Annotated in this window: 12 protein-coding genes; 3 read left to right on the top strand and 9 right to left on the bottom strand. The window is 38.7% G+C overall.

Annotation, left to right across the window (positions count from 1 at the left end):
• Positions 1–6: 6 nt before the first annotated feature.
• Positions 7–963, top strand: a complete 957-nt coding sequence (gene gldB, locus ACXAG7_RS17920; protein WP_408042631.1) for a gliding motility lipoprotein GldB — start codon at positions 7–9, stop codon at positions 961–963.
• Complete coding sequence (gldC, locus tag ACXAG7_RS17915; RefSeq protein WP_408042632.1) at positions 963–1301, top strand: gliding motility protein GldC; 339 nt, start codon at positions 963–965, stop codon at positions 1299–1301. Before gldB ends, gldC begins: the two co-directional genes overlap by 1 nt.
• Before the next feature lie 26 nt (positions 1302–1327).
• On the opposite strand, the gene folK is transcribed toward gldC, so the two are convergent.
• From folK to tamL, 6 genes are all read right to left on the bottom strand, one after another.
• Positions 1328–2458 (bottom strand): 2-amino-4-hydroxy-6-hydroxymethyldihydropteridine diphosphokinase, encoded by a 1131-nt coding sequence (folK, locus tag ACXAG7_RS17910; RefSeq protein WP_408042633.1) that lies wholly within the window; start codon positions 2456–2458, stop codon positions 1328–1330.
• A gap of 223 nt (positions 2459–2681) precedes the next feature.
• Entirely contained in the window at positions 2682–4865 is a 2184-nt protein-coding gene (locus ACXAG7_RS17905; protein ID WP_476667689.1) for a polyribonucleotide nucleotidyltransferase, read from the bottom strand.
• 188 nt (positions 4866–5053) lie between these two features.
• A complete protein-coding gene (rpsO, locus tag ACXAG7_RS17900; RefSeq protein WP_408042635.1) occupies positions 5054–5323 on the bottom strand; it encodes a 30S ribosomal protein S15 in 270 nt (89 codons plus the stop codon).
• A 336-nt stretch (positions 5324–5659) separates the two neighbouring features.
• The gene (gene accD / locus ACXAG7_RS17895; RefSeq protein ID WP_408042636.1) at positions 5660–6517 is read right to left on the bottom strand and encodes an acetyl-CoA carboxylase, carboxyltransferase subunit beta; all 858 of its coding nucleotides are present in this window, start codon (positions 6515–6517) and stop codon (positions 5660–5662) included.
• Positions 6518–6591: 74 nt separating this feature from the next.
• Positions 6592–7650 carry a class II fructose-bisphosphate aldolase gene (fbaA, locus tag ACXAG7_RS17890; RefSeq protein WP_408042637.1) on the bottom strand — a complete coding sequence of 353 codons (1059 nt, stop codon included), beginning with the start codon at positions 7648–7650 and terminating at the stop codon, positions 6592–6594.
• A gap of 89 nt (positions 7651–7739) precedes the next feature.
• A complete protein-coding gene (gene tamL / locus ACXAG7_RS17885; RefSeq protein ID WP_476667688.1) occupies positions 7740–10214 on the bottom strand; it encodes a translocation and assembly module lipoprotein TamL in 2475 nt (824 codons plus the stop codon).
• A 72-nt stretch (positions 10215–10286) separates the two neighbouring features.
• Between tamL and ACXAG7_RS17880 the strand changes: the two genes are divergently transcribed.
• Positions 10287–11021: a TrmH family RNA methyltransferase gene (locus tag ACXAG7_RS17880; RefSeq protein ID WP_408042639.1), complete on the top strand. Its 735-nt coding sequence runs from the start codon at positions 10287–10289 to the stop codon at positions 11019–11021.
• On the opposite strand, the gene ACXAG7_RS17875 is transcribed toward ACXAG7_RS17880, so the two are convergent.
• The 3 genes from ACXAG7_RS17875 to ACXAG7_RS17865 are packed head-to-tail and all read right to left on the bottom strand — an operon-like array spanning position 11013 to position 13919.
• Complete coding sequence (locus tag ACXAG7_RS17875) at positions 11013–11627, bottom strand: deoxynucleoside kinase (protein ID WP_408042640.1); 615 nt, start codon at positions 11625–11627, stop codon at positions 11013–11015. The two genes, ACXAG7_RS17880 and ACXAG7_RS17875, sit on opposite strands and share 9 nt — an antisense overlap.
• Positions 11628–11682: 55 nt before the next feature.
• Positions 11683–12363: a response regulator transcription factor gene (locus ACXAG7_RS17870; RefSeq protein WP_408042641.1), complete on the bottom strand. Its 681-nt coding sequence runs from the start codon at positions 12361–12363 to the stop codon at positions 11683–11685.
• On the bottom strand, positions 12360–13919 hold the full coding sequence (locus ACXAG7_RS17865; protein WP_408042642.1) for a sensor histidine kinase: 1560 nt from the start codon (positions 13917–13919) through the stop codon (positions 12360–12362). Before ACXAG7_RS17865 ends, ACXAG7_RS17870 begins: the two co-directional genes overlap by 4 nt.
• Positions 13920–13927: the final 8 nt, after the last annotated feature.

Genomic DNA, 13927 nt, shown 5'->3' with positions numbered 1-13927 from the left:
AGTTTCATGCGAAAAATATTAGGATTCGTGGCAATTAGTCTGCTGCTAACGGCTTGTTTTAAGGAAAAGAAACCATCGATAGATGTTTCTAAAATACCCGTAACCATGAATGTGGAGCGTTTTGAAGTTGATTTTTACGGAAATCAAGAACTGGAGCTCCCAGCATTAAAAGCGAAGTATCCGAAAATGTTCCCCGCTGAGAACGATAGTGTATGGGAACGAAAGAGGACGGATAAAGACGAGTTGGAATTGTACCGTGAAACGCACAAAGTATTCAAGAAGTTTGACGATGTTGAAGCGGATCTGGTTCGCTTTTTTCAGTATGTAAAACACTACAACCCCAATTTTTTAGAACCCGAAGTATTTACTGTTATTTCTAATATCGATTATCAGCACAGAGTGATTTACAACGGTGAAGTATTGGTGATTTCTCTCGATGCTTACCTCGGTGAGGCACACGAGTTTTACGGAGATTATCCGGGGTATATTCGCCACAATAACACCAGAGAACGCATCGTGGTGGATGTTGCCAATGCACTGGTACAACAGCAGGTTCGCATAACTACGGGAAGGCGTTTTATAGAGAAGGTGGTCAACAGGGGGAAACAGCTATATGTATTGAGTCAGTACTTACCTTTTGTGGCTGAACCGGTATTACTGGGCTACAGTCCTGAAAAATTAGCATGGGCATCGGCAAATGAAGAGGAGGTTTGGCGTTATTTTGTAGGAAAAGATCTCTTGTACAGCACCGATAAAAGTTTGGATCGTCGCTTTTTGGACCTCGCTCCATTTTCTAAGTTTTACATGGCTCATGACAACGATTCACCGGGACAGATAGGAGCTTGGATAGGGCTGCAGATTGTGAACGCATTTATGGAAAATAATGACGTATCTTTGCAAGAACTAATAAAAACAAACGAAGAGCAAATTTTTGCAAAATCAAAATACAAACCGAGAAGATAATGAGCGTAGAACACACATCGAAAATTACTTTTAAAGTAGGCTTAGACGAGAATAGAATTCCAGAAGAAATTCAGTGGAGTGCTGAAGACGGTGGAATCACAGATCAATATTCAAAAGCCATCATGTTGTCTGTTTGGGATCACAAGCAAAAAGATACCCTGCGTATGGACTTGTGGACGAAGGATATGCCAGTAGATGAAATGAAACAGTTTTATCACCAAACCTTAGTATCGATGGCAAACAGCTTCGAAAGAGCCACCAACGATGAAAAAATGAGTGCTACCATGCGTGATTTCTGTGATTATTTTGCAGAGAAATTAGAACTGGTAAAAAAATAAAAAAGCTGTCTTCGGACAGCTTTTTTTTATTCGTGATTCTTTATCGTATTGATAATATACTCGTAGTCGTTAGCATTGTTGACAAAATCTAAATTCGACACATCAATGATGAGGACGTTTAAATCTTGTTGCTGTGTCTTAATGAAATTGACGTAGCCATCGTGAATTTTTTGCAAGTAGCTAGCTTCAATATTTTGCTCGTATTCACGACCGCGCTTTTTGATGTTTTGTAACAGCCTGTTGGTATTTTGGTAGAGATATACGTACAAATCTGGTTTGGTTATCTCTTTGTACATCAAATCAAACATTTTGCGATAGAGTTTGTACTCTTCTTTTTGCAAGGTGATTTGGGCAAATATCAACGACTTAAAAATGTAGTAATCTGAAACTATAAAGTTTTTAAACAGGTCAAATTGAGCTAAATCGTCTGATAGTTGTTGATACCTGTCGGCCAAAAAACTCATTTCAAGCGGAAAGGCATAGCGTTCGTTGTCTTCGTAAAACTTTGGCAAAAACGGATTGTCCGCAAAGCGTTCCAAAACAATTTTAGCATTGAACTCATCGGCCATCATATTGGTCAACGAGGTTTTTCCGGCACCGATATTCCCTTCGATAGCGATGTAATTGTACTTTTCAGTAATTGGAATAGGGCGCTGTACTACGGCGTCTATTCGTTTAATTTCTGAAGTGTCGGTACAATCGCGAAGGCAGTTTATCAACTTTGCTTTGGCAATGGGGTGCATTTTGTTGGGAGCGATGTCGGCCAAGGGAGCCAAGGCAAACTTTCGTTCCAACATTCTGGGGTGAGGTACGATGAGATTTTTCGAAAAGATGATCTCATCATCAAACAGCAATACATCGATATCGATACTTCTATCACTGTATTCTCCCGAGTTGTTACGAACCCTTCCCAGTTCTTGCTCGATGGCTAAAATAGCGGTCAAAAGAGCTTCCGGAGGGAGGTTGGTAGAAACTTTTACACAGGTATTGTAAAATGCACTGCTTTCAAATCCCCACGAAGGAGTTTCGTAAACGGGAGCTACCTGTAAAACAGCTCCAATTTTAGTAGCGATACTATTGACAGCCTGTTGAAGGTTGTCGAGCTTATCTCCTTGATTGGTCCCTAAGGATAGATATGTAATTCGTTGTATTTTCATTTGTAGAGTGCAAAGAAAAATAAAACCAAATCAATTAGCGAATAAAAAAAATAAAATTTTTAAAAATAAAAGTAGGGTAATCTTTTTTTGAATTGTTTTACTAATGAATTTCTTAATAGAGTAAGGTTTTTTGCTAAGATTCTAATTGGGGAATTAGATCTTATAATTCACAAAAATCTCTTAATTTAAAAAGGCTACCAATTTTGGTAGCCTTTTTTAGTTTTTATTGTTTGCTTTCAGATTTCTCTGTCTGCTTTTTTTCCGGTCTTGGTTTTTTCTCAGCTCTAGGAGGTCTTGGTAACAATGCCTTTCTAGAAACTTTCTCTTTTCTCGTTTTCGGATCCACACCGAAGTATTTAACGTCGAGTAGGTCACCGAGTTTTACAACGTCTTCTACGTTGTTAGTACGCTCCCAAGCCAATTCAGAAATGTGTAATAATACCTCATTACCTGGAGCCTCTTGATACTCAACTACAGCACCAAATTCTAAAATCTTAACGACTTTTACTTCGTAAACACTTCCTCTTTCTGGTTTGAATGTAATTGCTTGAATTCTAGCTAATACCTTGTCAATTCCTTCTTGGTTGGTTCCTAAAATTTCAACGATTCCTTCTTCCGTAGTTTCGTCTTCGTTGATAACAATCGTAGTTTCAGATTCTTTTTGTAATTCTTGGATGTGTTTTCCACCAGGTCCGATAACGGCTCCGATGTATTCACCAGGAATACGTACTGTAACCATCTTAGGTGCATGCGCTTTTACATCTGCGTTTGGTTGCTCAATCGTATCTACTAATTTTTGTAAGATGTGTAAACGACCTTCGCGTGCTTGCTTAAGTGCTTTTACTAAGATTTCGTATGATAAACCTTTGATTTTAATGTCCATCTGACAAGCGGTGATTCCGTCTGCAGTACCTGTAACTTTAAAGTCCATATCTCCTAAGTGATCTTCATCTCCTAAGATATCTGATAATACAGCGTAGCGATCTCCGTCAGAAATTAATCCCATAGCGATTCCTGATACAGGCTTCTTCATTTGAACTCCAGCATCCATCAAGGCCATGGTTCCTGAACACACAGTTGCCATAGAAGAAGAACCGTTTGATTCTAATACTTCAGATACAACACGTACTGTATAAGGACAATCTTCAGGAATCATCTTTTTCAACGCGCGTTGTGCTAAGTTTCCGTGTCCGATTTCACGACGAGACGTTCCTCTTAATGGACGTGCCTCACCCGTTGAAAATGGAGGGAAGTTATAGTGTAAGTAAAAGCGCTCTTCGTCTTGAATTGTAGGTGAATCAATCATGTTAGCATCACGAGAAGTACCTAAGGTAACCGTTGCTAATGCTTGTGTTTCCCCACGTGTAAAGATCGATGAACCGTGAGTTCTCGGTAAATAATCAACTTCACACCAAATTGGACGAATATCGGTAGTTGTTCTACCGTCTAAACGCAATCCTTCGTTTAACGTTAAATCGCGAACCGCAGCTTTGTGCGCTCTGCTAAAGTATTTAGAGATTAAATCTCCTTTTTCTTCTAATTCTTCTTCGCTAAAGGTGGCTAAGATTTCTTCTTTTACCAAAGAAAACGCTTCTCCACGTTCTTGTTTAGAAGTCCCTCTTTTAGCGATTTCGTAACACTTTTGGTAAGCAGCTTCGTTAATTTGTGCCTCAAGTGCTTCGTCAGAAGCTTCTCCTTCGTACTCTCTAGTTTCTTTTTTACCAACAGCTTCTGCTAGGGCTACCTGAGCTTCACACTGTACTTTAATAGCTTCGTGAGCTACTTTGATAGCATCTGCCATCTCTTCTTCTGAAACTTCTTCCATTTCACCTTCTACCATGGCAACGAAATCTTTAGAAGCTCCTACCATAAGGTCGATATCTGCTTCTTTAAGTTGTTCGTAATTTGGGTTTACGATGAACTCTCCGTTTACACGTGCTACGCGCACTTCTGAAATCGGAGCTTCGAAAGGAATGTCTGATAATTGAATAGCAGTAGAAGCCGCTAAACCAGCTAAAGCGTCTGGCATCACGTTTTCGTCATGCGACATTAATTGGATCATTACCTGTGTTTCAGCGTGGTAATCTTTAGGGAATAAAGGACGCAATACACGGTCAACTAAACGCATGGTTAAGATTTCTTCATTACTCGGACGCGCTTCACGCTTCATAAATCCTCCAGGGTAACGTCCTGAGGCAGCAAATTTCTCTCTGTAATCTACTGTTAAAGGTAAAAAGTCAATGTCTGGATTAGAGGTTCTTGCCGACACTACAGTCGCCAATAACATCGTATCTCCCATTCTAACAACAACAGAACCGTCTGCTTGTTTTGCTAATTTTCCAGTTTCTAATGTAATGGTTCTTCCATCTCCAAGTTCGATAACTTGGCTAAATACTTTTGGAATCATAAATGTTTTTTCTAAAATTCTTTAAATCGTTTTTTGTTGTTGTGTTGTGTGTTTGTTGTTGTTTCAATGGAAGTATAAATACTTTTTAAATTGCTGAAAATAAACAACAGCTAGGTTAAAAGTACTGAAATTTATTGAATAATGAACAATAAAAAAGAGGCAGGTAAGCCCTGCCTCTTTTTGTAAGGTTATTTTCTAATACCTAATTCTTTGATAATCGCACGATATCTGTTGATTTCTTTCTTCTTTAAGTAATCTAATAAGCTTCTACGCTTACCTACCATCTTTACTAATGAACGCTCAGTGTTGAAATCCTTACGGTTTCTTTTTAAGTGCTCCGTTAAGTGGTTGATTCTAAATGTGAACAAAGCGATTTGTCCTTCTGCAGTACCGGTATCGTTGTTTCCTTTACCGTGTTTTGCGAAAATTTCTTGTTTTACTTCTTTAGTCAAATACATGCCAATATTGTTTAAATGATTCTTATGTACTCAATGTTTTTTCATTGAAGGTGCAAATGTACAATTATTTTTTTTATTTCTCTTTGGAAACTGCCTATTTCAAAGGTTTTTCTCGAAGAAGTTATTGACAATTTGTTAATAGCGTAGCGGGGTTGCTAGCGTTTACTTGCGAGGGATCTTTGTTGTGGAGTTGTATTAAGGAAATTTTAACGCAGGGCTGCTTACAATAATAAAGTAAATAAAAGGTTATTAGAGTATCAAATTGCCTTAATTTAACAAACGGGGAATTTATTTTTTAGGGGAAAAAGAAAGCCAGCGAAGTGCTGGCTTTTTTATTTAGGCTCTTATCGGTTGATTTTGAATCAAATCAATGTATAAGTTTACTTGTTTTTTCAAGTCTTTACGCTCGTAAATAGCGTCTAAGAATCCGTGTTCTAATACAAATTCAGAACGTTGGAAACCTTCTGGTAATTCTTTTCCTGTAGTGTCTTTAACAACACGTGGACCAGCAAAAGCAATCAAGGCGTTTGGCTCTGCAATATTAATATCTCCTAACATGGCAAATGAAGCGGTAGTTCCTCCTGTAGTAGGATCAGTACACAATGAAATGTACGGAACTTTAGCATCTGCTAACTGCGCGAGCTTTGCAGAGGTCTTTACCAATTGCATGAGTGATAAAGAAGCTTCCATCATACGTGCACCTCCCGATTTTGAAATCATCAAGAAAGGCAGTTCTTTTTCGATGGCGAAATCGATAGCACGGGCTATTTTTTCACCAACAACGCTTCCCATAGATCCACCGATAAAGGCAAAATCCATAGAGGCAATAACGATATCTTTTCCTTGAGATTTACCAACAGCTGTACGTACAGCATCTTTTAATCCCGTTTTCTTTTGAGCGTCTTTTAAGCGCTCAGGGTATTTTTTGGTATCCTTGAAGTTTAATGGATCTTCTGCTGTTAAATTCGGATTTAACTCTTCAAATTCATTATTGTCAAAGAACAGTTCAAAGTACTCGTTACTTCCAATACGTACGTGGTAGCCATCTTCAGGACTTACGTATAAGTTCTTCTTTAATTCGTCTGTGTCAATTATCTTCCCACTTGGGGTTTTGTACCACAAGCCTTTGGGCGTGTCTTTCTTCTCCTCAGTTGGGGTGTGAATTCCTTTGTCTTTACGTTTAAACCAAGCCATAATAATGCTCTTTAGTTATTTGTTATAGTATTTGGTTTTCTTTCTCTTTTAGCTGGTCAAGATACAAAAATCTTTTATAACGTATTTACGTTATTTAAATCTTCAAAAGCTTGCTTTAATCTCGCTTTAAAAGTTTGCTCTCCTTCACGTAACCATTTACGAGGGTCGTAATATTTCTTGTTAGGAACATCGTCTCCTTCTGGGTTACCAATTTGTGATTGCAAATATGCAGATTTTTCTTTCATATAATCACGTACTCCTTCAGTAAATGCATATTGAAGGTCCGTATCGATGTTCATTTTAATAACACCGTAACCGATAGCTTCGCGAATTTCTTCAAGGGTAGACCCTGATCCTCCGTGGAATACGAAGTCGATAGTGTTTTCAGCAACTTGGTATTTCTCGGTGATAAATTCTTGAGAATTTTTTAAGATTTTAGGTGTTAATTTTACATTCCCTGGCTTGTATACCCCGTGAACGTTTCCAAAAGCAGCCGCAATAGTGAACTGATCACTCACTTGCATTAACTCTTCGTAAGCAAAGGCTACCTCTTCAGGTTGTGTGTATAATTTAGAGCTGTCAACATCCGTATTGTCTACTCCGTCTTCTTCTCCTCCAGTAATTCCTAATTCTATTTCTAAGGTCATTCCCATTTTACTCATACGCGCTAAGTATTCTTTACAAATCGCGATGTTTTCTTCTAAGGGCTCCTCACTTAAATCAATCATGTGAGAGCTGTATAAGGGCTTTCCTGTTTCTTTAAAGTGTTGTTCACTTGCATCTAATAAACCGTCAATCCAAGGAAGTAATTTTTTTGCAGCGTGGTCGGTGTGTAAAATTACTGGAATACCATAGGCTTCCGCCATTAAGTGAATGTGCTTCGCTCCAGCAACAGCACCAGCAATCGCCGCTTTTTGATCTTCGTTTGACAAGCCTTTTCCAGCGTTGAACTGAGCTCCTCCGTTTGAGAATTGAATGATAACAGGTGAATTCAGCTCTTTAGCAGTTTCTAGTACCGTATTAATAGTGTTTGAGCCTACTACGTTTACAGCAGGTAGTGCAAAACTTTTCTCTTTTGCAAGTTTAAAAATTTCTTGTACTTCTCTACCAGTGGCAACTCCAGCTTTAATCATCAGTATATTATTTTAGTTATGATTGTTATTCAAAAGCAAATCTACACTTTTTTAACCAAGGATGATGATTTTTTTACTACAACGTTTTATTAGAATGGGTAGTTGATTCCGATGTTGAGTACTGACTTTGAAAAACCGAAATTGCTAAACCAGCGTTGGTTGGACGGTAAATACGGTTCGTGCATTTTGAATCCTAAATCTAAACGAGCGACCAAAAATTTGAAGTCGTAACGCATTCCAAAACCACCGCCAACAGCGAGGTCTTTTACAGAGCTAAACCCTTTAAATCGCGCATCTTCTTCCTGAATCTTTCCGAGGTCCCAAATGTTTCCGGCATCGACGAATAAAGCCCCTTTGAGTGCCCCTAAAACATCGAATCGGTATTCAAAACTCGTCAAGAATTTTAAACTTCCAATATTGTATTCCAATACCGGTGGACGCGTACCCGGACCTAGGTCGTAGGTTCTCCAAGCGCGAATGTCGTTACTACCTCCAGCAAAATAACTTCTGTTAAAGGGAATACCAGAGTTGTTGTAGGTGAAAATAGCACCTAGAAACGTTCGGTGAGCTAACAGTGAGTTTTCGCTTAAACGCCAGTATTTTTTGTATTCAATATCGGTTTTGAAGTACTGAGCTACCGGTATTTTAAATACGGTAGGTTGCTTAAAATCGTCAACCTGATTGCTCAGTAAGCCCATGACATTTCCAGAGTTGGCAACGCGAATTTTGAAGAATGAAAAGCTTTGATCTTTGATTCCTTGTTGGTTGTTAAAGGTAAAACTATAGGCAATTTCAGGGATTAAGAAATCCGAGGTAATAATTTGAAAACGGTTAAAACTATTAAAAGTTTGTAAGTAGGCTTGTGGGTAAGCGGCTCCAAAGGCACCGTCATCGAGCATGGCCTCTATGCGGTTTTTAATATTGTTGAATTCCGAAATTTGATTGGCAGGAAGTCCATTTCCAGATTGCTTTATGGCTGCTGCGTTGAGTTTGTCGTATTCGGAACGGTAAATTAAAAAGTAGTTTTCGGTGTTTAAGTTTCGAATATATTGAGCATTTAACAATTCGAGCTGTATGGTTTTGCGCTTGTCAAATTGCCATTTGTAGTCGATTCCCACCGAAATATTTTGCTTGTCGAGACCTATGTTTTTCTGAATATTGATACCTCCGTAAAATTTCGTTCTCGGAAACATGCGTTTCGGAACAAATTTATGCAGTCCAAAAGGTGCCATAAACCTTGGGATTTCCAAAGAAATATCACCTCCGAGTTCCCAACCTGGACCGTTGTTGGAATTAAAGTACGATCCTAAAACGGAAAATTTGAAAATCTCGGCCCCTTTAAAGGTGTTTCGGTTAATCAATGAAAACTTTCCAGAAATATCAAAGTTTCGGATGTTGGAACGCGAGAGTTCTGTGTCAAAACCAAGCGTGTATTTTTCAATGGGGGAGAGCAGTATCGTGGCCTCTAGTTCATGGTCGTTGAGCTCTCGGAAACGTATGGAGGTCGATTTAAAGTTTTTAAGTCCTCGCAAATGCGTTCGCGTAAGCTTACGCAAGGTGTCACTGTATATAGAATTCGGTTTCATAAACAGCGATTGCGCTAAGTATTTAGGATTGTATTTGAGTTTTTTATGCGCCCAAAAATGAATACCTTGATAGTTTGTAGAGTCTTTAAACCCCTCGTCTTTCATGCTGTACGAATAATCCGTAACCACGTGAATGTCTTTGATGGTTTGTACCTTGTATGGCTGCGCAACATAATCACCGTTCTGTTCTACGATGCGATCAGAAATAACGAGTTCGACATTGGTTTTGGCGGCAGCCGTATCAGCGATGTAGAAATCGATACTGTTATTTTTGTCAAAGTGATAAATACCGTTGTTCCTAAATAATTTTGTCAGCCTGTTGGCCTCGTCAATAAAGTTTTGATCTTTGTATTGATCGTTTGCTTTTAGAAAACTCGCAAGTTTGGTGGTTTTGTATATAGAATCGAGAACGGGCGATTTAATTTCTCGGGTGATGGTATCGAGCATTAGCGGTGCTCCCTTTTGAATGTAATAGGTGATTTTACCTCTTCGAGTTCCTACTGAGTCTTTTTCTGCACGCAGTTTGGCCTTAAAATACCCTTCGTTTTGAAAGTAAGTTTTCAGGTTTAAGAGCGTTGCTCTCGTTTTTTTATCCTGAATAATTACCGGTGCTTGCCCACTTTTTAAAAACCAATTGTTAAAACTAATTGCCGACTTTGCCACAGAAATACTCTGCTTCTCTGAAAAAAGGCCTTTAAAAAAATTATAGGTTCTCGGGTGTTTTTTACCCCAAGCACTCGGAGTTTGTGGTCCTTCTGGATTACCGATGTTGTAAAAATGCAGGGAGAGCGGTAAACCAAAAGTTTTGGCATTCGGACGCTGCAGCAGCAATTCGTTGATTTCCAAATCAGAGGTCTTAACACTGTCTACAATTACTGTGTTTTTGGTAAGTAAAAGCTCGTTTTTCTTAACGTATTTAATCGTGTTACACGAACTTAGTACAAGGAATAAGATACAATAAGTAGAAAGTTTTTTCATTAACTTTGCGGCGCGAATTTAAGTACCAAAAATACTACTTTTTTGGTGGTTTAGGTTGTTAAAAATTATTTAATGAGTTTATCCAAAAACAATACCAAACTAATAACTAGTTTACAGCAAAAAAAGTATAGGCAAAAGCACAATTTGTTTGTAGCCGAAGGAATTAAAGTAGTTCAAGAACTTTTGAATTCTAGTTTAAATTGCCGAGCATTGTACACTACTGATGCAGATTTAGAATGGGCCTCAAACATTGCAGTAAGCTTGATTAGCGAAGCGGATTTAAAAAAAGTAAGCAGTTTAAAGTCGCCAAACAAAGTATTGGCATTGTTTGAAATTCCGGAAGCGCCTACCTCAGTGTCAAACGATTTGACCGTAGTGTTGGACGGCATCAACGATCCGGGGAATTTAGGAACCATTATTCGTCTTTGCGATTGGTTTGGTGTGGGGCAGTTGCTCTGCTCTAAGAATACCGTAGACTGTTATAATTCAAAAGTGATTCAGGCTACGATGGGTTCTATAACGCGGGTAAACATTCAATATACCGACTTAGTTTCGTTTTTAGAAAGTACGGCACAGCCGGTTTATATTGCAGATATGGACGGAACAAACGTGTATACTGCTGAATTGCCTACAAACGGTGTTTTGGTGATGGGGAATGAAGCCAACGGGGTATCGGATGCGGTGCGAACCTGTGTTGACCGTGTTTTGAGTATACCGCGTTTTGGTAGTCTACAAAAAACAGAAAGTTTAAATGTAGCTACCGCCACGGCTATTTTATTAAGTGAATTTAGAAGAGGGTTAAAATAACCCGTTAATCTGAGCATCGATTTTATCGATGATGTATCCTAAGTCTTCTTGGTTTTCAACAAAATCTAACTCATCTACTTCAATGATGAGTAATTTTCCTTTGTTGTAACCACTAATCCACGCTTCGTATCGTTCGTTTAAGCGACTCAAGTAGTCAATGCTAATAGAGTTTTCGTACTCTCTGCCTCTTTTGTGGATTTGCCCTACCAAGGTAGAGATATCCGCACGCAAATAGATGAGTAAATCAGGTGGGGTTACTAAGTTTTCCATGAGTTCAAACAACGAGGAATAGTTGCTAAAGTCTCTGTTGGTCATCAAGCCCATGGCGTGTAAGTTGGGCGCAAAAATATGCGCATCTTCATAAATAGTACGGTCTTGGATAATTTTTTTACCCGATTGGCGTAATTCTAAAATCTGACGAAATCTGCTATTGAGGAAGTATACCTGTAAATTAAATGACCAACGTTCCATTTCACCGTAAAAATCATCGAGATACGGATTTTCATCGACAGCTTCAAAGTGAGGCTCCCATTGATAGTGTTTGGCTAATAATTTTGTTAAAGTGGTTTTTCCCGCTCCTATATTTCCGGCAATAGCTACGTGCATAATTTGTGAATTTCAGGGCGTAAAATTACATAAAAAAATAAATTAAGAAAGCAGTTTAACAAATCAATTTATACCCGTAACCTCGAATGTTTAAAATTTGGATATCAGGATCGACTTGTAATTTTTTGCGCAGCTTTGAGATAAATACATCCATACTACGGGCATTGAAGAAGTCGTCGTTACCCCAAAGTTTTTGTAAGATAAAGGAACGGTCGAGGATCTCATTTTTTTTCTGGCTCAAATGGAATAGTAAGGCCGCTTCTCGATGCGTGAGTAAAATAGAGGTTCCATCAATTTCTAATGTTTGCTTAGGATAGTCAAAAGCAAAAGCTCCTATGGCAATATTGCTGTGATCATTTTTTATTTTTACACGATCGAGCAAGGCGTGAATTCTAACAATTAACTCTTCCATAGAAAACGGTTTTTTGAGGTAGTCATTACCCCCGTGCTGAAAGCCTTCCAAGACATCTTTTGTTTGCGATTTGGCAGTCAAAAATATGATGGGGATTTGTGCGTCATGGGCGCGAATTTCTCGTGCGAGTGTAAAACCGTCTTTTTTCGGCATCATAACGTCCAATACCAGTACTTCGGGTTGCTTTTCAGTATACAATTGCCAAGCTTCTTCTCCGTCCACAGCGTGAAATACTTCAAAGTCTCTCGTTTCTAAACTTTCTTTCACTATGTGCCCTAAGCTGGGTTCATCTTCGGCGAGTAAGAGGGTTATTTTTGAACTCATAAGTTTATTTTAAAGGTGGTTTGTTGCGGGTTGGAGGTCAAGCTCAGGGTCCCGCCGTGTTTCTCTACGATTTTTTTGGTGTAATACAGACCGATACCAAAGCCTTTTACGTCGTGAGTATTTCCTTTGGGAACACGATAAAATTTGTCAAAAATTCGTTCTTGCTGGTGTTTGTCGATTCCTGAACCGTTGTCTACCACAGAGATTTCGACCTGTGATAAAACTTGGTGTAAGTGCACTTCTATTTGATTTCCCCCGTACTTTACGGCATTGTCAATGAGGTTTGACAAGGCGTTTTCAAAGTGGAAGGCATCTAAATTTGTCTGGTAGGTATCGCTGTTTGTGGTGAATTTAATCGATTTTTCACGGCTGATTAATACGTGTTTTTGAACGGTTTTTTCTGCCAGCTCTACCAAGTCTGTAGGTTCCTTTTTTAAGAGTAATTTTTCGCTGTCGAGCGTAGCTGTTTCTAGTAACTTTTCGACCATTTGATGTAGCTTTTTCAATTGAACAGCTGAGAGTGCCAAAAACTTTTTCGTTTTTTCCTTATCGTCAATGATGTTGAACTGATCGATAGCTTCAATAGCTGTGGATACTGTGGTGATTGGCGTTTTAAATTCGTGGGTAATATTACTGATCAGGTCATTTTTAATTTCAGCGAGTTCTTTTTGTTGATTGATAACCCTGAGGAGGTAAAACAGGCTGGCGATAATGGCTAGGGAAAAAGCCAAGGAGAGCAAGATGCCTGTCGAACTCCTTTTTAAGGCTTCTTTTGTGGGGTTAACAGCAAAGAGAGCGATGGTTTCGTCAGGTTTTAAATAGGTAGACCTTGCCGTCGTTTGAATCGGATAGACTTTGGTACTGTCTTTAGCACCGATATAAATTTGTTTTTCACCTTTGTGGTGTTCTAGGTAATAGTCACTGGCGATTCCTTTTTTGCGCAATTCATTTTGGAGTAAGCTATCGAGCTTTTGGTGATTGATAGTTTCATTTTTAATAGAAATGTAAACTGTTTGTAGTCCTTTGATAAATTTTAAACTGTCGACAGATTTTTGACCCGAATATACACGGATTTCCGAAACCTTTTCAGGAGCGATTTCCAAGTGGTGCTCTAAATCGGTATGAACAGGTAATTTTTTACTGAGGGTACGTGCTTCCTTGACTATGGAGTCGAAAAAAACACTGTCCATTTTTTGAAAGTCATCGTCAGAACTGGCTCCAAACTCTATCGCGGAAACTTCGAATTTTTTCTTTTTGTTACCCAGTTTTTTGGGAATGATGTCGTCTTTTATGGTAGCCATGATACTGTCAAACACGGTTTGTCGTTTATCGCTGGAAACTCTTGATTTGGGTTCGACTATGGCAAAGAAGTTCTCTTTGGTTAAACTGGCAAAATACTCCTCTATCGATTTGTTTAAGCTCTCTTGAATTTCCGTGACAACGTATTGTTTGTTTTGTTGGTAATTCTTGAAATTCCAATACAGTTGTACCCCGATAGTGACGAGTATCGTGGCACTTATAAAGTACAATATCCAGTTAAAGCGGCTGCGTTTCATAGTACAAA

The organism is Tenacibaculum sp. AWR4_210 (assembly GCF_056160945.1).
Note: the sequence above shows the minus strand (reverse complement) of the source record. Positions and strands in the feature narration are given on the sequence as shown.